This window comes from Buttiauxella gaviniae ATCC 51604, from assembly GCF_001654835.1.
GTDB lineage: Bacteria > Pseudomonadota > Gammaproteobacteria > Enterobacterales > Enterobacteriaceae > Buttiauxella > Buttiauxella gaviniae.
The window spans coordinates 440,276-460,056 of record NZ_LXEP01000031.1 but is presented as its reverse complement, the minus strand read 5'-3'; the positions used below and the strand labels follow the sequence as shown (position 1 = coordinate 460,056).

The following is a 19,781-nucleotide window of genomic DNA, read 5'->3' as shown; positions in this document are numbered from 1 at the left end:
ATGCAAGGAGCGCGTGCGTATCATGATCACCCTATCTCAGCTTTATATTCACCCGGTGAAATCGATGCGCGGCCTTGCGCTCTCCCATGCTCAGGCAACTACCAGCGGTTTAGCTTTTGACCGCATCTTTATGGTGACAGAACCTGACGGCACTTTTATTACCGCACGCCAGTTCCCGCAAATGGTGCTATTTACTCCGGCCATTATTCACGATGGTCTATTTTTGAGCGCGCCAGACGGCAGTTCCGCCACAATACGCTTTAGCGATTTCCGGCCTGAGGCCGCGCCAACGGAAGTCTGGGGAAACCATTTCACCGCGCAAATTGCTCCCGATGATATCAACCAATGGCTGAGCGGTTTTTTCTCACGCCCGGTACAACTGCGCTGGCTGGGTGAAAATTTAACGCGCCGCGTTAAACGTCATGAAGAGGTACCACTCTCTTTTGCCGACGGTTTCCCATTCTTGCTGGCAAATGAAGCATCGCTGCGCGATTTGCAAAATCGCTGCCCGGCGAGTGTAAAAATGACACAATTTCGCCCGAATATTGTAGTCACCGGCGCACAAGCCTGGGACGAAGATAGCTGGCAAGTAGTACGGATTGGCGGCGTAACATTTGATGTCGCCAAACCTTGTAGCCGCTGTATTTTCACCACCGTCAGCCCGGAGCGTGGCCGAAAACACCCGAACGGTGAACCTCTCGCGACATTACAAAAATTCCGGACCGCACTGGATAATGGTGATGTCGATTTCGGCCAAAATCTGATTGCCCGCAATAGCGGTGTGATTCGTGTGGGTGATGAACTCGAAGTACTGGCGACAAAACCTGCGAAAGTTTATGGCGCAGGAGTGACCGAAGAAGCTCTTGAGCCTTTAGAGCAGCAAGAAAGCATGGTGGCGATTGACTGGCAGGGCCAACAATTTCGCGGTAACAACCACCAAATTTTACTAGAACAACTCGAACAACAAGGAATTCGCGTGCCCTATTCTTGTCGGGCCGGGATTTGCGGCAGCTGCCGGATAAAGTTAGTCAGTGGGGAAGTCAAAGCGTTGAAGAAAAATGCTATCATTGATGATGGCACAATCCTTTGCTGTAGTTGTATTCCTGCAGGAGATGTAGAGTTAGCGGGAAACTAAACTGCCTGATCAAGGTTAAGGGCGAGACTTGTTGGTTGCGGCCTTAATCTGTCATTCATCACTTTAATCGCATCACCGAGCTGCATGGTACGACCAGCAAGTTGCAAGCCTGGCTGCGCTAATAAACAAAGTGCAGCGTTATCACCTGTTTCTACCACCAGCAGATTCACCTGCTGCATATCGTCACTTAACCACACACAGGCTGCATCGCCAGGTATTGGCTGCCAGCATTCCCCATGAGAGAGAAAGTGCCAGCTTTTTGGCATCTGCGGCTTGAGATAACGAATCGCTACGAGTGCATTTAATACCAGTTCAGCGCGCTGCTCTTTGCTTAATATGAGATCACGACATTTTTCTTCGAAAGAGAAAAATAGAGCTGCATCATCAACACAAAACCCAGTATTTTCAAAGGCATCGGGAGTTAGCATTTTACGAGGGAAACGGGAACGGAAAAGCATGCCATTGGCTAAATCGAGCATCATACGATCATGCTCCTCATCATAATACCAACGCCAATTATCGTCCGGTTTAATCCGCATAATTATTTGCCCTTATCCCCATATACCTGCGATTAGAAATATCCTTATCACCGCTTCGTAAATGAACACATTAATAAAAGACCAATATGTTCAAATTAGCAACAATGACGGAATATAAAACAACCGGGACTCAAAATAAAGCCCCGGTTGTCCGAAAGTAAAACATTCAGAGATTACAAACCTGAAATAATTTCTTTAATCAGAGGTGGGCCTTTAAATATGAACCCGGAATATATTTGTACTAAAGAGGCACCCGCTGCCATCTTCTCGCGTGCTGCAATCAATGAATCAATACCGCCAACGCCAATAATCGGCAAGCGACCATTTAATTCTTGCGACAAGCGGCGAATAATTTCTGTGCTTTTTAACTGAACCGGACGGCCACTTAAGCCACCCATTTCATCGCAATATTTCATGCCCTGAACCAGGCTGCGATCCAATGTCGTATTGGTCGCAATTACCCCATCAATATTATGGCGTACCAAACTATCAGCTACCTGGATCAACTCCTCTTCAGAAAGATCCGGCGCGATCTTCACCGCCACAGGTACATATTTATGATGCAATTCCTGAAGCGCTTGCTGCTTATTTTTGATTGCAGATAACAGATCATCCAGCGCATCGCCGTATTGCAGCGTGCGTAATCCAGGGGTATTTGGAGATGAAATATTAATCGCTATATAACCCGCGTACGGATAAATTTTATCCATGCAGATCAAATAGTCATCTTTGCCTTGTTCAACTGGAGTGTCTTTATTCTTACCAATATTGATGCCAAGAACCCCATCAAAATGGGATTTTTTGACATTCTCAACCAAGTTATCAACACCGTGGTTATTGAAACCCATACGGTTAATTAATCCTTCAGCCTCTACAAGACGAAAGATTCTTGGCTTGTCATTTCCAGGCTGTGGGCGAGGCGTTACAGTGCCAATTTCAATGGAGCCAAAGCCCATTGCACCCAACGCATCTATGCACTCACCATTTTTGTCCAGACCTGCAGCCAGGCCTAATGGGTTCTTAAAGGTCAATCCCATACAAGTGACAGGTTTCGACGGCACATTTTGCCGCACCAGCCATTCGAGAGGTGTACATGATACACGACGCAATTGCTGGAATGTCACTTCATGAGCGCGCTCTGGATCGAGCTTGAATAGGGCTTTACGAACGAAGGGGTAGTACATGAACTCTCCTGGATTCCCGGTATGCAAACCGGGGCCGTATTATCGTCGATAACGTCATTGAATGGAATTGACCTGTGACAAAAAAGGCTGAATCAGCGCAATCGTTTCCCTTACGCCCTGTTGTTATGCGTTTTTTAGCAATTCTTTTCCAGATAAATCATTTAGTGGAATAAGAGTTCTGCGCGAATATCACAGTCAATTGTTATCAATGTTATCTAAAAGCAAACAATTAGTTATAAGGAAACGATATGCGTGTGATTACCCTTGCTGGAAGCCCGCGCTTCCCATCCCGTTCTAGTGCACTGCTGGAATATGCCCGCGAAAAACTGAGCGCTCTGGATATCGAGGTGTGTCACTGGCATCTACAGAATTTCGCGCCTGAAGATTTGCTGTACGCACGTTTCGATAGTCCGGCTCTTTTAGCGCTCATTGAGCAATTGCAGCAAGCCGATGGCGTGATCATCGCAACACCTGTTTATAAAGCTTCATTTTCTGGCGCTCTGAAAACGCTGCTCGACCTGCTGCCTGAACGTGCACTGGATAAGAAAGTCGTTCTGCCTTTAGCCACTGGTGGCACGGTGGCGCACATGCTGGCAGTCGATTACGCATTAAAGCCTGTCCTTAATGCGCTAAAAGCTCAGGAAATCCTGCATGGCGTGTTTGCTGATGACAGCCAGATTGCGGATTACCAGCACAAACCGGTGTTCAGCAACAACTTACAACAACGCCTCGATAACTCGCTGGAAACCTTCTGGCAGGCTCTGCACCGCCGGGATTTCATTGTCTCCTCCCCTTTTAAGACGCAAGGAGTTGCTCATGTTTAACTTTCTGAAACGAACCGCTCCGTGGCTTGCACTCGCAGGAACATTAAGCCTGAGCGCTACACTTCATGCGGCTGATACTGGGCCTGAGCAGCTACGCATTGGTTATCAAAAAGGCTCGGTCAGCATGGTGCTGGCGAAAAGCCACCAGCTGCTGGAAAAAGAGTATCCAAACACAAAATTCCAGTGGATTGAATTCCCGGCGGGCCCGCAAATGCTCGAAGCGCTGAACATCGGCAGCATCGATCTCGGCAGCACCGGCGATATTCCGCCAATCTTCGCGCAGGCTGCGGGCGCAGATCTGGTGTATGTCGGGTCTGAGCCGGCAAAACCAAAAGCCGAAGTGATTCTGGTGCCGGAAAACAGCCCAATAAAAACCGTGGCGGACCTTAAAGGGCACAAAATTGCTTTCCAGAAAGGTTCCAGCTCCCACAACCTGGTGCTACGAGCGCTGCAAAAAGCTGGGCTGAAATTTACCGATGTCCAGCCTGCTTATTTAACGCCAGCGGATGCGCGTGCCGCATTCCAGCAGGGCAACGTTGATGCCTGGGCAATTTGGGACCCCTACTATTCTGCAGTCTTGTTAAACGGTGGCGTGCGCGTGTTAACCGACGGCAGCGAGCTGAATCAGACGGGTTCTTTCTATCTTGCTTCACGCCCTTATGCCGAACAAAACGGTCCGTTCCTGCAACACGTTCTGAAAACATTTAGCGACGCCGATGCGTTAACCCGTAGCCAACGCGATGCAAGCGTTGCGCTGCTGGCAAAAACCATGGGGCTGCCGGAAAACGTGATTGCCACCTATTTCGATCACCGCCCCCCAACGGTGATTACACCTGTCAGCGCCGAGACTGCGGCAAAACAGCAGCAAACCGCAGATCTGTTTTATGACAACCATTTAGTGCCTAAGAAAGTCGATATTCGCACCCGCATCTGGCAACCCTAACCACAGAAATACCCGAATAATTCGAGTTGTATCGCGGCGGCAAGAGAACGCATCCCAATGAGCTTACTTAAGTAAGTGATTAGGGTGAGTGAACGCAGCCAACAAAGAGACAACTTGAAGTATGAAGGGGATTAAGGAAATAAATCATGAGTTTAAATATGTTCTGGTTCCTACCTACCCATGGCGATGGCCACTACTTAGGCAGCAATGATGCAGCGCGCCCGGTTGACCACGGGTACCTGCAACAGATTGCGCAGGCTGCGGACAGACTTGGCTTTACCGGCGTACTCATCCCAACAGGCCGCTCTTGTGAAGACGCCTGGCTGGTTGCCGCATCTATGATTCCCGTGACGCAGCGTTTGAAATTTCTGGTCGCGCTGCGTCCAAGCGTGACCTCGCCAACCGTGGCTGCACGCCAGGCCGCAACGCTCGACCGACTTTCCAACGGGCGCGCTTTATTTAACCTGGTTACTGGTAGCGACCCTGAAGAGTTAGCTGCAGACGGCGTGTTCCTCAATCATAAAGAGCGTTACGAAGCCTCCGCAGAATTTACCAATATCTGGCGTCGTTTGCTGGAAGGCGAAACGGTAGATCACGAAGGCAAACATATTCAGGTCAAAGGGGCAAAACTGTTATTCCCGCCTGTGCAACAGCCTCGCCCACCGCTTTACTTTGGCGGATCATCGGATGTAGCGCAGGATCTTGCCGCCGAACAAGTGGATCTCTATCTGACCTGGGGCGAGCCACCGCATTTGGTGAAAGAGAAAATTGAGCAAGTCCGTGCGAAAGCCGCAGCTCATGGCCGCACGGTACGTTTCGGCATTCGCTTGCATGTGATTGTGCGTGAAACCAACGAAGAAGCGTGGGATGCCGCTAATCGCCTGATTTCTCAGCTGGATGATGAAACTATCGCCAAAGCGCAGGCCGCATTTGCGCGTACCGATTCCGTCGGCCAGCACCGCATGGCGGCGTTGCACGGCGGCAAACGCGACAACCTGGAGATTAGCCCGAATCTATGGGCAGGCGTTGGCCTGGTGCGTGGCGGTGCGGGTACTGCATTGGTAGGTGATGGCCCAACCGTTGCGGAGCGCATCAACGAATACGCAGCGCTTGGTATCGACAGCTTTATTCTATCGGGATACCCGCATCTCGAAGAGGCTTATCGTGTTGGGGAGTTGCTGTTCCCGCATCTGGATGTCGCGATTCCACAAATTCCACAACCGCGCCTGGTTCATGAAAGGGGCGAAGTGGTAGCCAATGACTTTATTCCGCGCAAAGTGGCGCAAAGCTAAGGAGCAGCCAATGACCCCTTCAACGCATAAACTGTTACTGAGGCTGGCACCGTGGTTTTTGCCGGTTGCGGTTATCGCAATCTGGCAACTATCTTCGAGCGCAGGCTGGCTTTCGTCGCGCATCCTCCCTTCTCCGGAAGGGGTGGTAATTGCATTCTGGAACCTCTCAGCCAGCGGTGAATTATGGCAGCACCTGGCTATCAGCTCATGGCGTGCGGTGATTGGTTTTAGCATTGGCGGTTCTCTGGGGTTAGTGCTCGGGTTGATAAGCGGCCTGTCTCGCTGGGGAGAGCGCCTGCTGGACAGTTCGATTCAGATGCTGCGTAACGTTCCGCACCTGGCACTGATTCCGCTGGTGATTTTGTGGTTCGGCATTGATGAATCAGCGAAAATTTTCCTGGTAGCACTCGGCACGCTGTTCCCGATTTACATCAATACCTGGCACGGCATCCGTAATATCGACCAGGGTTTGTTGGAGATGGCCCGCAGCTATGGGTTGTCAGGCTTTAGCCTGTTTGCCCAGGTGATTCTGCCCGGTGCGTTACCTTCGATTATGGTCGGTATTCGTTTTGCGCTCGGCTTAATGTGGCTGACCTTAATCGTGGCCGAGACTATTTCTGCCAACTCAGGAATTGGTTATCTGGCAATGAACGCCCGTGAGTTCTTGCAAACCGACGTCGTCGTCGTCGCTATTATTCTTTACGCCCTGCTCGGCAAACTCGCTGATATCAGCGCGCAATTACTCGAACGTGTCTGGTTACGCTGGCATCCGGCTTATCAGTTGCAGGAGGAGAACGCATGAATACTGCCCGTTTAAACCAGGGGACTCCCCTGCTCCTTAACAGCGTGACCAAACGCTACGGTAATAAAACGATTCTTGATGAGCTGGAGTTACATATTCCTGCCGGGCAATTTGTTGCAGTAGTTGGGCGCAGTGGCGGCGGTAAAAGTACGTTGCTGCGTTTGTTGGCAGGGTTGGAAAATGCCAACGGTGGTTCGCTGATTGCCGGAAACGCACCACTGCGCGAAAGCCAGGATGAAACGCGCTTAATGTTCCAGGATGCGCGACTGTTACCGTGGAAGTCGGTGATTAACAATGTCGGTCTGGGTCTGAAAGGAAACTGGAAAGAATCGGCAATGAAAGCGCTGGAAGCCGTTGGCCTTGCCAATCGCGCTACCGAATGGCCGGCTGCCCTGTCCGGCGGCCAGAAACAACGCGTGGCGCTGGCTCGAGCGCTAATTCATCGCCCACGCCTGTTATTGCTTGATGAACCATTGGGTGCGCTGGATGCCCTGACGCGTATCGAAATGCAGGAGTTGATTGTCTCTTTGTGGCAGGAACATGGCTTTACGGTATTGCTGGTGACGCACGATGTTAGCGAAGCCGTTGCGATGGCAGATCGAGTGTTACTGATTGAAGAAGGAAAGATCGGTTTGGATCTGACGGTTGATTTGCCACGTCCCCGTAAGCTCGGCTCTGTCCGGCTGGCTGAACTGGAAGCTCAGGTGTTAGAGCGAGTGATGAAACGGCAGGTTATAGAAGAACCGGCACGCGTGGTGCGCACCGGTTAAATTATGTCGGATGTCGCTTACGCTAATCCGACCTACTCAAACTTTTGTAGGGTGGATTAGCGGTAAGCGACATCCACCTTATAAAAGCGATATTAAGCTAACGCTTTAGAAATCTTCTCGAACAGATCGCCTGACAAATTCTCCAGCCCTTTCAGCTGTTCCAGCGCCGCACGCATCATTTCCTGACGTTTTGCATCGTAACGCTTCAGTCGAATCAACGGCTCAATCAGGCGTGACGCAACCTGCGGGTTACGGTGGTTAAGCTCGCTGAGCATTTCCACCATAAACTGATAGCCGCTACCATCCAGTGCATGGAACGCAGCCGGGTTGCCCGCAGCAAATGCACCAATCAGAGAACGGACCCGGTTCGGGTTACCCATGCTAAACGAACGGTGGTTCAGTAACTCACGCACTTTGCTTAACGTGTCTACTGCCGGGCTTGTGGCTTGCAACACAAACCATTTATCCATCACCAGACCGTCCTGATGCCATCTCTCATCAAATGCGGCCAGCAGTTCTACACGGCAAGGCAATTGCGCCGCAACCGATGCAGATAAAGCAGCAATAGAGTCCGTCATGTTATCAGCGCTTGCGAACTGGTTACGCACCAGTTGCTCAGCAAGCTGTTTCTCGCCGAAAGCCAGATAACGCAGGCAAGTATTACGCAGCGCGCGTTTGCCGATATCCGCATGTTCTACGCGATAAGCATCAAGTTTGTTGGCGTTATAAACTGCCAGGAACTCATCAGCCAGCTCATTTGCCAGCGTGCGCGTTAAGGCTTCATGCACGGCGGCAATCGCCTGCGGGTCGATTTTCTGGAACAGTTCGGCAATTTCATTCTGTGATGGCAGCGTCAGAATCTCTGCCGCCAGTGCCGGGTCGATTTTCTCATCCAGCAAAATCGCACGGAACGCATCAGCAACATGCAGCGGCAGCGACAACGGCTGGCCCTGTTGGCTACGATTGACGTTCAGCTTGATGTACGTCGCCAGCAGACTTTGCGCAGCATCCCAACGAGAGAAATCGTTACGCGCATGGCGCATCAGGAACGTCAGCTGCTGGTCGCTCCATTTGTATTCCAGTTTCACTGGCGCTGAAAACTCACGCAGCAAAGACGGAACCGGCTGGAAATAGACGTTATCGAAAACAAATGTCTGCTCTGCCTGAGTCACATTCAGCACATGGTGAATCGGGTGACCATTTTTCTGCAACGGAATCACTTTGCCTTCGTTGTCATACAGTTCAATGTCGAACGGAATATGTAACGGGTGCTTTTCCTGCTGCTCAGCAGTTGGCGGCGTAGTCTGGTTGATGGTCAGTGTATACAGCTCGTTTTCCGGGTCGTAATCATCATGCACGGTGACTACTGGCGTACCGGCCTGGCTGTACCAACGGCGGAAGTGCGATAGGTCAACGTTCGACGCATCTTCCATCGCCTGCACGAAATCATCACAGGTTGCTGCGCTGCCATCATGGCGTTCAAAATACAGCAGCATCCCTTTCTGGAAGTTCTCTTCACCCAGCAAGGTGTGCAGCATACGGATAACTTCTGAACCCTTCTCGTACACCGTCAGTGTGTAGAAATTGTTCATTTCAATGACTTTGTCCGGGCGAATCGGATGCGCCATCGGGCTTGCGTCTTCAGCAAACTGCGCAGCACGCATGGTGCGCACATTCTGAATGCGGTTTACTGCACGTGAACCAAGGTCAGAACTAAATTCTTGATCGCGGAAAACAGTCAGCCCTTCTTTCAGGCTTAGCTGGAACCAGTCGCGGCAGGTCACGCGGTTGCCGGTCCAGTTATGGAAGTATTCGTGGCCAATAACACGTTCGATATCGAGGTAGTCTTTATCGGTCGCCGTTTCAGCACGTGCCAGCACATATTTGGAGTTAAAGACGTTAAGCCCTTTGTTCTCCATTGCGCCCATATTGAAGAAGTCGACAGCAACAATCATATAGATGTCGAGGTCGTATTCGAGACCGAAACGGGTTTCATCCCATTTCATCGATGCTTTGAGCGAGGTCATCGCCCAGCTTGCACGGTCGAGATTGCCGCGATCGACGAACAACTCCAGCGCGACATCGCGGCCAGAACGCGTTTTAAAGGAATCACGTAATACATCGAAATCACCCGCCACCAGCGCAAACAGGTAGCACGGTTTCGGGAATGGATCTTGCCACTGAACCCAATGGCGGCCGTTATCCAGTTCACCTTCGGCAATGCGGTTGCCGTTAGATAAAAGGAAAGGATATTTGGATTTATCGGCAATGATTTTGGTGGTGAAACGTGCCAGAACGTCTGGTCGGTCGAGATACCAGGTAATGTGGCGGAAACCTTCAGCTTCACACTGAGTGCAAAGCGCATCGCCTGAAAGATAAAGCCCTTCGAGCGCGGTATTAGTTGCCGGGCTGATTTCATTAACGATGGTCAGCGTGAAGGCTTCTGGCAGCGATTCAAGAATCAATGCGCCCTCTTCCTGGCGATAATCGTCCCAGGTAGCACCATTGACATCAATTGAAACCAGCGTCAGATCTTCACCATCAAGACGCAGCGGCGCACCAGCGGCGCCCTGGCGGGTAATCTGGCTAATGGCAGTGACCAGGGTTTTTGTGGCATCAAGGTCAAAGGTCAAATCGATATCGGTAATCGTGTAATCCGGCGCACGGTAGTCGTGGCGGTATTTGGCTTGTGGCTGTTGTGTCATAAAAAACCTTATACATCATCCGTAAGTTTGCGGTGTTCAGTCTATACCCTGTTGCCTGAATGTTGCTATGCAGAATCTTCAACTTTTCTGGGCAATTCACTCGAATTGCTACATATATATAACAAGTGGCACGAATCGCCATCGACCAGATTCCCAGCGTATGTTGTGATCCAGGTTTAATAAACAGATAATCAGGGTATACTCCTGCGTCTTTTATCTGCTTAGCCCTTGATGGAAACGCTCCTGTGAGAGGATGCTGCAACGCGCCATGACACGATACGCTTCCCCGATTTTGCAAACGCTTCTGGATACTGACGCCTATAAGCTTCATATGCAGCAGGCGGTTTTCCACCGTTATCACGACGTGAGCGTCGCGGCCGAGTTCCGTTGCCGCGGTGACGATCTGCTGGGCATTTATGCAGATGACATCCGTGAACAGGTTGATTTAATGCAGCACCTCGCGCTGAGCGACGAGGAATTTACCTTCCTGGAAAGTCTGCCGTTCTTTAAAGCAGATTATCTTGCGTGGCTGCGTACTTTTCGCTACGACCCCTCGACAGTCCATATCCGCAATAACAATGGTCATTTAGACATTCGTCTGACCGGCACCTGGCTGGAAGTGATTATGTGGGAAGTGCCGCTGCTGGCCGTGATCAGTGAGGTGGTGCATCAACACCGTTCACCTGGCGTCACGCCGCAAATGGCGCTGGAGAGTCTGGAAAGTAAGCTGGTTCAATTCAAAGAACTGACAGCGGATATCGACCTTTCCACATTCCGTCTGATGGATTTTGGGACCCGCCGCCGCTTCTCGCGTGAAGTGCAGGAGGCTATCGTCAGCCGTCTGCAACAAGAAGCGTGGTTTGTGGGCACCAGCAATTACGATCTGGCTCACCGCCTGGATTTAACCCCAATGGGTACTCAGGCACATGAGTGGTTCCAGGCACATCAGCAAATAAGCCCGACGCTGGCGAACAGTCAACGTGCAGCACTTCAGGCATGGCTTGACGAGTACCCTGACAAACTCGGTATCGCATTAACGGATTGCATCACTATGGATGCCTTCTTGCGCGACTTTGACCTCTCGTTTGCCAGCCAGTACCAGGGATTGCGCCACGACTCCGGGGATCCGGTCGAATGGGGCGAAAAAGCTATCGCTCATTATCAGAAACTGGGTATCGATCCTAAAACCAAAGTATTGGTGTTCTCTGATAATTTGGATTTGCCAAAAGCTATTGAGTTGTATCGCCACTTCGATGCGCGCATCAATTTAAGTTTTGGTATCGGTACTCGCCTGACCTGCGATATTCCACAGGTGAAGCCGCTGAATATTGTTATCAAGCTGGTGGAGTGTAACGGCAAGCCGGTGGCGAAACTTTCTGACAGCCCGGGCAAAACGATTTGCCATGATAAAGCGTTCGTCCGCGCATTGCGTAAAGCCTTCGATTTGCCACAGGTTAAGAAAGCCAGTTAGTCCTGATAAAACCCATAAACAATATTCAACTTGTTTATGGGTTCCTTTCTTTATTGTATTTCTTCATCTCCTTTGATTTTTCTGCTTGTCTGTAGGCTCGCTACAGGTAACATAGATAACCCCCCGTTTGTGGGTAATTATTTTTTGCCACTGACTATTTAATAGAGAGAAAAATATGAGCGTTGTGCCTGTAGCCGACGTACTCCAGGGCCGTGTAGCCGTTGACCAAGAAGTCACCGTGCGCGGATGGGTGCGTACTCGTAGAGATTCAAAAGCTGGTATCTCCTTCCTTGCCGTCTATGACGGTTCCTGCTTCTCTCCTGTACAGGCCGTCATTAATAATACTCTGCCTAATTACAATGAAGACGTACTGCGCCTGACCACTGGCTGTTCAGTCGTTGTCACAGGTAAAGTTGTAGAGTCTCTCGGTCAGGGTCAGAGCTTTGAAATTCAGGCAACTGAAGTTGAAGTGACCGGTTGGGTTGACGATCCTGATACATACCCGATGGCGGCAAAACGCCACAGTATTGAGTATCTGCGTGAAGTTGCCCATTTGCGTCCGCGTACCAACATGATCGGTGCTGTTGCACGCGTTCGTCATACTCTGGCCCAGGCGCTGCATCGCTTCTTCCATGAGCAAGGATATTTTTGGGTTTCTACACCACTGATTACTGCCTCAGACACCGAAGGCGCAGGCGAGATGTTCCGCGTGTCTACGCTGGATATGGAAAACCTGCCACGCACTGACGCAGGCAAAGTCGATTTCGATAAAGACTTCTTTGGTAAAGAAGCGTTCCTGACCGTATCGGGTCAGTTGAACGGTGAAACCTATGCGTGCGCGTTGTCCAAGGTTTATACCTTCGGCCCAACCTTCCGTGCTGAAAACTCTAACACCAGCCGTCACCTGGCTGAGTTCTGGATGTTAGAACCGGAAGTCGCTTTCGCAAATCTGGACGACGTAGCAGGTCTGGCTGAAGCCATGCTGAAATATGTCTTCAAAGCGGTGCTTGATGAGCGCATGGATGACATGGAGTTCTTCGCAGAGCGCGTTGACAAAGATGCAGTAGAACGTTTACAGCGTTTCATCGATGCTGACTTTGCCCAGGTTGATTACACCGACGCTGTTACAATTCTCGAGAATTGTGGCCAGAAATTCGAAAACCCAGTTTACTGGGGTGTTGACCTTTCTTCCGAGCATGAACGTTACCTTGCTGAACAACACTTCAAAGCGCCAGTAGTTGTGAAAAACTACCCGAAAGATATTAAAGCGTTCTATATGCGCCTTAACGAAGACGGTAAAACCGTTGCCGCAATGGACGTATTAGCTCCGGGCATTGGTGAGATCATCGGTGGTTCTCAGCGTGAAGAGCGTCTGGATGTGCTGGATGCGCGCATGGCTGAGATGGGTCTGAATAAAGAAGACTACTGGTGGTACCGCGACCTGCGTCGTTACGGCACCGTTCCACATTCGGGCTTCGGTCTTGGTTTTGAGCGCCTGATTGCCTATGTAACCGGTGTTCAGAACGTTCGTGACGTGATTCCATTCCCACGTACACCGCGTAACGCAAGCTTCTAAGTAGTCGTTTTTCTAAGGCCAGCATTGCTGGCCTTTTTTCTGCCTGTCGTACAAACGTCTTTTTTCTTCAACGAAAGTTAAACAAACGTCAATTTCAACCCCTTCCTGCAACTTGCCCGTTATCAATTGTGTCCATGAAACAGACAAACACAAAATAACCTTACTTTCCGCTTGCATCCTCAGTCTGATGTTTGACTTAGCACATTCGGCCAAAATTTACACAGGCGTCTGGACATCCAAAAAACACTCGAGAAATGTGCAAATGTAAGCGAAGAATTCACTAAGTTTCTCCTTATACGGATTAAACATAAGTAATTCATATATATAGGAATGGAGAGGTCGAATTTCATACGAAGCGGCTAAGAAGTTTGAGTTAGTTCACAAAGTTCCATGAAATACACATTTAGTTACACATAGTTTCTTATTGTAACTCACTCTCGATGTTTGTAGCACTTTCAGACTAGCGAAACGGTTTCATGGATGGAAAGATGCCTGACAGATACAGAAAGACACCAAACTCTCATCAATAGTTCCGTATAGAATTATTGACGGCAGTGGCAGGTGTTACAAAAAAACCTAATGAGGGTAATAAATAATGATGAAGCGCAATATTCTGGCAGTGGTAATCCCTGCTCTGCTGGTAGCCGGTGCAGCTAACGCTGCAGAAATCTATAACAAAGACGGCAACAAAGTTGATTTATACGGTAAAGCGGTAGGCCTGCATTATTTCTCCAAAAACAACGGTGATAATAGCTACGGCGGCAACGGCGACAAAACCTACGCACGTCTTGGCTTCAAAGGCGAAACCAAAATCAACGACCAACTGACCGGTTTCGGCCAATGGGAATACAACTTCCAGGGTAACAACTCTGAAGGTGCTGACGCTCAGGCAGGCAACAAAACCCGTCTGGCCTTCGCTGGTCTGAAATTCGGCGATGCAGGCTCTTTCGACTACGGTCGTAACTACGGTCTGGTTTATGACGCAATCGGTGTTACCGATATGCTGCCAGAGTTCGGTGGTGATACCGGCAACAGCGACAACTTCTTCTCTGGTCGTAACGGCGGTCTGGCTACATACCGTAACAGCGACTTCTTCGGTCTGGTTGACGGTCTGAACTTCGGTGTTCAGTACTTGGGCAAAAATGAGCGTACCGATGCAAGCCGTTCAAACGGTGACGGTTGGGCGACTTCTCTGAGCTATGACTTCGAAGGCTTCGGCATTGTTGGTGGTTACGGCGCAGCAGACCGTACCAACGCACAGGAAGCACTGGCTCGTGGTAAAGGTTCTACCGCTGAGCAGTGGGCAACTGGTCTGAAATACGATGCGAACAACATCTACCTGGCAGCACTTTACGGTGAAACCCGTAACGCAACCCGTATCACTGACGGTTTTGCTAACAAAACTCAGGACTTCTCTGTTGTAGCACAGTACCAGTTCGATTTCGGTCTGCGTCCATCCGTCGCTTACTACAAATCAAAAGCGAAAGATGTTGAAGGTATCGGTAGCGAAACTTACATCAACTACATTGAAGTTGGCGCTACTTACTACTTCAACAAAAACATGTCTACCTATGTTGATTACATCATCAATCAGATCGATGACAACAATAAACTGGGTGTAGCTTCTGACAACACCGCAGCAGTTGGTATCGTTTACCAGTTCTAATTATCCGGCAAATTTGTTGCAAGGATGATTTAAAAACAGGGCTTCGGCCCTGTTTTTTTATGCCTGAAAAGTAGAAAAACTTATCTTGTGACGGGGGCTGTTTCTTTTTGTTGCAAACGGTTGGCATTTGCTAAAACAGCAGTTAACCTGAGAGCGTTACTCCCTCGATATCACAATGGAAACCCGTCATGTTTGAGAACATTACCGCTGCTCCAGCTGATCCAATTCTTGGTTTGGCCGATCTGTTTCGCGCCGATGACCGTCCGACAAAAATTAACCTCGGCATTGGTGTTTATAAGGATGAAACGGGTAAAACTCCGGTTTTAACCTGTGTTAAGAAGGCGGAGCAGTATCTGCTGGAAAATGAGAACACCAAGAACTACCTCGGCATCGACGGTATTCCAGAGTTTGGTAGCTGCACCCAGGAATTGCTGTTCGGGAAAAACAATGCTCTGAGTGCTAACAAGCGCGCTCGTACGGCACAAACCCCTGGTGGTACTGGCGCGCTGCGTGTTGCCGCTGACTTCCTCGCTAAAAACACCACAACCAAACGTGTGTGGGTGAGCAACCCAAGCTGGCCGAACCACAAAAGCGTCTTTAACTCCGCCGGCCTGGAAGTGTGCGAGTATGATTATTACGATGCACAGAACCACTCTCTGAATTTCGATGGCCTGGTCAACAGCCTGCAAGCTGCACAAGCGGGCGACGTAGTTTTGTTCCACGGTTGCTGCCATAACCCGACCGGTATCGACCCAACAGCTGAGCAATGGAAAGTCCTGGCAGAGATGTCTCTGGCCAAAGGATGGTTACCGCTGTTTGACTTTGCATACCAGGGCTTTGCCCGTGGTCTGGAAGAAGATGCAGAAGGCCTGCGTATCTTCGCAGCAAGCCATCAAGAGCTGATTGTGGCGAGTTCCTACTCTAAGAACTTCGGCCTCTACAATGAGCGTGTAGGTGCCTGTACGCTGGTTGCTGCTGATGCAGATACCGTTGACCGTGCATTCAGCCAGATGAAATCTGTAATTCGTGCGAACTACTCTAACCCACCAGCTCACGGTGCATCGGTTGTAGCAACGATTCTTAGCAACGATGCCCTGCGTACACTTTGGGAACAAGAGCTGTCCGACATGCGCCAGCGTATTCAGCGTATGCGTCACCTGTTTGTAAATACCCTGCAAGAGAAAGGCGCTAATCGCGACTTCAGCTTCATCATCAACCAGAACGGCATGTTCTCGTTCAGCGGCCTGACTAAAGAGCAGGTACTGCGTTTACGTGAAGAGTTTGGTGTGTATGCAGTAGCATCCGGCCGAGTAAACGTAGCAGGTATGACGCCAGACAACATGGCGCCACTGTGCGAAGCGATTGTCGCTGTGCTGTAAGCCAGAATAGATAAAAAAAGAGCCGCGCAATGCGGCTCTTTCTATTTCTCCGGCCTGATTTACCAGACAGGTAATTCGTCTTGCAAGAAGGGGTTGTGCAGGCGTTCGTAACCGAGTGTCGATAATGGCCCATGACCGGGAATAAACGTCACATCATCGCCCAGTGGCAATAGCTTACGTTTAATTGAGTCGATGAGTGCTGCATGATTGCCCTGCGGGAAATCGCTACGCCCCACTCCACCTTTGAAAATCACATCACCGGAAATCAGTAACTGGGATTGAGCATCAAAGAAAACAACGTGGCCAGGTGTATGGCCCGGGCAATGCAGAACCTGGAGGGACACATTCCCTACCGACACCGTGTCGCCTTCGTTCAGCCAGCGATCTGGCGTCAGCGGCAAACACTCTTCGAGGCCAAACATTTGGCTTTGTGCCGGCAAACCCTGCAACCAGAATTCGTCTTCTTTTTCCGGCCCAACCACAGGAACACCATAATGCTCAGCCAGTTCAGCAGCGGCTCCAACATGATCAAGATGGCCATGAGTTAACAGGATCTGCGTAATTGTCACGCCTTTCGCAGTAACTTGCTGTTTGATCTTTTCGGCTTCACCGCCTGGATCAACCAATGCTGCCTGCTGAGTTTCTTCGCACCAAATCAGAGAACAGTTTTGGGCGAATGCGGTGACCGGAATAATGTGATAGTTCATGACGCTCCAATACCGGCAACACTCGCCGGATTCCGTTGTTTTACCAGTTCCTTAGTGGCCCGGTATCAATATGCACAAAGTTGCTGCTTGGGTAGTATCCTACACCACCAGCGCGCATAGATAATGCTGCTTTGCGAACATTGCTTAACGAAATCCCTTCAATATGAAAATCCATTGCTTGGCCTTTGGTGTGATAGCTCTTTTTAGCTACACCTCGGCTGTGGGCACGTAACTCATTGTTCGTGTCCAGGGAGCGATAACCAGATACCAGTTGCACCGGTTTGTTGGTTCCTAACAAACCTTGCAGGCGATAAAGCTGGTCAAATAATTTAGGGTCGATGGATTTGATTTTGTTTGCGCGATAATCACGGAAGAAATGATTAAGCCTTGCTAATTCATCCTGAATATAGCCTTTACCATCGAAAAATTCAGCCTTCAATGACTCCCCGGTATGCAGGTTATTAAGAGTCAGAATGCGTGGGCGCGGTGTTGATAGCATGGCAAACGCTTGTGTTGGTAACAGCGAGGCGCCTAAAGCCACGCCACCCAACGCCAGCAGCTTGCGGCGGTTTGCGTCAAATTTGTCCATGATGTCCAGGTCTACAGGTAAAAAACGATCGAATAATATGCACTTTGGGCGCACTGCTGGGCACCTTAACCGCCAAAACAAAGCGAGTCAAGGCGTGCAAAACCCAGTAAAACCGGGCCCTGTAGAGGACCCGGAAGGGCTAAGCAATTATTACGACCGCTAATTCATTAGAATTACTGCATTTAGCGTATTAATAGTTCAGCTTTTGAAAGGATTTGTGCGCCTGATCGCGCGGTGAGATCATAATTGTAAATATCTGTACGGAACTGTGTGCGTCCGTCGTCACCAACAAAAGCAGTCAGGTAATAGAGACTCACCGGGATGGTTTGACGAATATTCACGTATTTAGTATTGCCATCTTTCAGTTGACTTGAAATCCGGGCATCGTTCCATCCTGCGTCTTGCAACAACATGCTTGCCAGCTCAGAGGCTTTGTTGACTCGTACACAACCTGAACTCAACGCTCGCGCATCTTTCTGGAACAAGGTGTGGTTTGGCGTATCATGCAAATAGATAGCATCAGAACTCGGCATATTAAACTTGTAACGCCCTAACGAGTTCTGTACCCCAGGTTTTTGCTGGAAGCGGAAAGGCAAGTTGCTGGCAGTAATAGTTTCCCAATCAACATGCCATGGGTCGATTGCTTCTGCATTATTACTCCAACCGCGAAGCACACTGTAACCATGACGGTCGAGATAGCCTGGGTCCTGGCGCACTTTGGGCAAAATATCGTTGCGTGCAAGTGTTGGTGGAACATTCCACGGCGGGTTAACGACCACATTATTAAGCGCACTGCTCATCATTGGCGTTTTGCGATCAGGTCGCCCAACAATCACCCGCGAAGCCAATACTTCACTACCGTTAAGGTAATAGCTCAACGAATAGTTAGGAATATTGACCATAATGCCAGTATCGAGTTTCTTCGGAAGTAAGCGCAAACGTTGAATATTTAACGCCACCAGCGACGCACGTTGTTGCGGTGTGACGTTCAGCCAGTCGCGTGTTAATTGCCCGATTGAGCCATCAACACCCAAGCCTTGCCACTTCTGGAAACGTTTTACACCTTCAACCAGCTCTTTGCTGTAGGCACTTCGTACCGCTGGAGTTGATTTCTTTTTCTTCCCAGCCACTGCATCTGGCGTCTGTTGCGTGGTTTGCTCGCCGTCTATCTGAATAGCTGACGGGCTAACGGCAACCGCATTCTTAGAAGCACTGTCGCGCTCAGGAAGGGGAATCGAAGGTTCGGCCTGCAACATGCCAGTACGCGCGAGTATTTCCCGTAGCGCTGGAACATCATTGCTCCACTGGCCGGGACGCAGAGTTTCAGCGCTGGTCAATTGAGGCCATGGGCGCGAGTCAGTGAGTAAGTGCACCAACGACTGGTGCAGCTTGGCGTATTGCGGATGCTGAGGGGCTAGCGTTTCAACAAAACTGACTAGCGTCCCTTGATCTACCGCCACTTGCCATTGGTTAATTACCGAGATAGGCGGGGTTTGCAGCTTGTAAGGCTTAGCGCTGTACAACCAGCGATTGCCTTCCGTCGGAATGCCATAAACAAATTGCAAATAACCCATCATCGCATCAGACAATACAATATCGCGCGATAACCCCGTGACAGACGGATCGGTAAGCAGTTCTACCCAAGTAGTAAACTGTGGTTGGATGCCAGAAATGGCAACTTCGGCAAGTTGCTGCTGGAAGGCCTTCACGGCATCGCGATTCTCCCACATCGGTTTCATCTCGCGGGCAGCGTAAAATGCAGACAACGCATTTAGATAAACCGGGGTGTAGCCCGCAGGTAAATGCGCCACGAGCTGAGAACGGCTTTGTGCGGCAGACATGCCGGTAGAATTTAGCGGCAACACTCCCACCATGGTAGCGGTAGCAGCAGATTGCGGTAATGGTTGGTCTGGCGAGCTGGTAGGTTCAATGCTCACAGCAGAGCTGTCAGAAGGAACGACCGCTGGCTCATCGGCCTGCGCCATAAACAGTGGAGCGAAACTCAGTGCCAGCCCGTAACCGAGCGCTGACAGCTTAAAACCGTGCAATTTTGTTAGCAACATCCCTTGCCCCCTGTTTATACCTGTTTTTACATCACCCAGCTTTTGTCGCTGGGTTTTAATAATCAGTATATAAACAGCGAATATTATTTGCCCGTATAAATGTAAATAAAATTAAAGATTAAGAATTCTGAGAAAA

General features: G+C 49.9%; 16 protein-coding genes. 10 read left to right on the top strand and 6 right to left on the bottom strand.

The features are described 5' to 3' along the window. The first annotated feature begins 22 nt into the window (after nucleotides 1–22). On the top strand, nucleotides 23–1,135 hold the full coding sequence (locus tag M977_RS17905; protein ID WP_064517587.1) for a YcbX family protein: 1,113 nt from the start codon (nucleotides 23–25) through the stop codon (nucleotides 1,133–1,135). On the opposite strand, the gene zapC is transcribed toward M977_RS17905, so the two are convergent. After that, the gene (gene zapC / locus M977_RS17900) at nucleotides 1,132–1,674 is read right to left on the bottom strand and encodes a cell division protein ZapC (protein ID WP_064517585.1); all 543 of its coding nucleotides are present in this window, start codon (nucleotides 1,672–1,674) and stop codon (nucleotides 1,132–1,134) included. The two genes, M977_RS17905 and zapC, sit on opposite strands and share 4 nt — an antisense overlap. Nucleotides 1,675–1,847: 173 nt before the next feature. Beyond that, the gene (gene pyrD, locus M977_RS17895; protein WP_064517583.1) at nucleotides 1,848–2,858 is read right to left on the bottom strand and encodes a quinone-dependent dihydroorotate dehydrogenase; all 1,011 of its coding nucleotides are present in this window, start codon (nucleotides 2,856–2,858) and stop codon (nucleotides 1,848–1,850) included. A 248-nt stretch (nucleotides 2,859–3,106) separates the two neighbouring features. Here pyrD and ssuE point away from each other — a divergent pair, with 248 nt between their 5' ends. The 5 genes from ssuE to ssuB all read left to right on the top strand — a co-directional run bounded on the left by ssuE (nucleotide 3,107) and on the right by ssuB (nucleotide 7,489). After that, entirely contained in the window at nucleotides 3,107–3,682 is a 576-nt protein-coding gene (gene ssuE, locus M977_RS17890; RefSeq protein WP_064517580.1) for an NADPH-dependent FMN reductase, read from the top strand. Beyond that, nucleotides 3,675–4,625 carry a sulfonate ABC transporter substrate-binding protein gene (locus tag M977_RS17885; RefSeq protein ID WP_064517577.1) on the top strand — a complete coding sequence of 317 codons (951 nt, stop codon included), beginning with the start codon at nucleotides 3,675–3,677 and terminating at the stop codon, nucleotides 4,623–4,625. Before ssuE ends, M977_RS17885 begins: the two co-directional genes overlap by 8 nt. 146 nt (nucleotides 4,626–4,771) lie before the next feature. Then, nucleotides 4,772–5,917 (top strand): FMNH2-dependent alkanesulfonate monooxygenase, encoded by a 1,146-nt coding sequence (gene ssuD, locus M977_RS17880; RefSeq protein WP_064517574.1) that lies wholly within the window; start codon nucleotides 4,772–4,774, stop codon nucleotides 5,915–5,917. Between the two features lie 10 nt (nucleotides 5,918–5,927). Beyond that, nucleotides 5,928–6,719, top strand: a complete 792-nt coding sequence (gene ssuC / locus M977_RS17875; protein WP_064517571.1) for an aliphatic sulfonate ABC transporter permease SsuC — start codon at nucleotides 5,928–5,930, stop codon at nucleotides 6,717–6,719. Continuing rightward, on the top strand, nucleotides 6,716–7,489 hold the full coding sequence (gene ssuB, locus M977_RS17870; protein ID WP_064517568.1) for an aliphatic sulfonates ABC transporter ATP-binding protein: 774 nt from the start codon (nucleotides 6,716–6,718) through the stop codon (nucleotides 7,487–7,489). The genes ssuC and ssuB overlap by 4 nt, the downstream gene beginning before the upstream one ends. A gap of 92 nt (nucleotides 7,490–7,581) precedes the next feature. Here the strand turns inward: ssuB and pepN are convergent, their stop codons facing one another. After that, a complete protein-coding gene (gene pepN, locus M977_RS17865; RefSeq protein ID WP_064517564.1) occupies nucleotides 7,582–10,194 on the bottom strand; it encodes an aminopeptidase N in 2,613 nt (870 codons plus the stop codon). 268 nt (nucleotides 10,195–10,462) lie between these two features. Here pepN and pncB point away from each other — a divergent pair, with 268 nt between their 5' ends. The 4 genes from pncB to M977_RS17845 all read left to right on the top strand — a co-directional run bounded on the left by pncB (nucleotide 10,463) and on the right by M977_RS17845 (nucleotide 16,286). Further along, entirely contained in the window at nucleotides 10,463–11,665 is a 1,203-nt protein-coding gene (gene pncB, locus M977_RS17860) for a nicotinate phosphoribosyltransferase (RefSeq protein WP_064517690.1), read from the top strand. Between the two features lie 175 nt (nucleotides 11,666–11,840). Then, nucleotides 11,841–13,241, top strand: a complete 1,401-nt coding sequence (gene asnS, locus M977_RS17855) for an asparagine--tRNA ligase (protein WP_064517561.1) — start codon at nucleotides 11,841–11,843, stop codon at nucleotides 13,239–13,241. A 595-nt stretch (nucleotides 13,242–13,836) separates the two neighbouring features. Further along, entirely contained in the window at nucleotides 13,837–14,907 is a 1,071-nt protein-coding gene (gene ompF / locus M977_RS17850) for a porin OmpF (RefSeq protein ID WP_064517558.1), read from the top strand. 188 nt (nucleotides 14,908–15,095) lie between these two features. Further along, nucleotides 15,096–16,286 (top strand): amino acid aminotransferase, encoded by a 1,191-nt coding sequence (locus M977_RS17845; protein WP_064517556.1) that lies wholly within the window; start codon nucleotides 15,096–15,098, stop codon nucleotides 16,284–16,286. A 59-nt stretch (nucleotides 16,287–16,345) separates the two neighbouring features. Here M977_RS17845 and M977_RS17840 read toward each other — a convergent pair whose 3' ends face one another. From M977_RS17840 to ldtD, 3 genes are all read right to left on the bottom strand, one after another. Then, on the bottom strand, nucleotides 16,346–16,993 hold the full coding sequence (locus tag M977_RS17840; protein ID WP_064517553.1) for an MBL fold metallo-hydrolase: 648 nt from the start codon (nucleotides 16,991–16,993) through the stop codon (nucleotides 16,346–16,348). Between the two features lie 40 nt (nucleotides 16,994–17,033). Then, a complete protein-coding gene (gene mepK, locus M977_RS17835) occupies nucleotides 17,034–17,582 on the bottom strand; it encodes a peptidoglycan L,D-endopeptidase MepK (protein ID WP_064517688.1) in 549 nt (182 codons plus the stop codon). A gap of 182 nt (nucleotides 17,583–17,764) precedes the next feature. Next, on the bottom strand, nucleotides 17,765–19,645 hold the full coding sequence (gene ldtD / locus M977_RS17830; protein ID WP_064517550.1) for a L,D-transpeptidase: 1,881 nt from the start codon (nucleotides 19,643–19,645) through the stop codon (nucleotides 17,765–17,767). Nucleotides 19,646–19,781 lie beyond the last annotated feature (136 nt).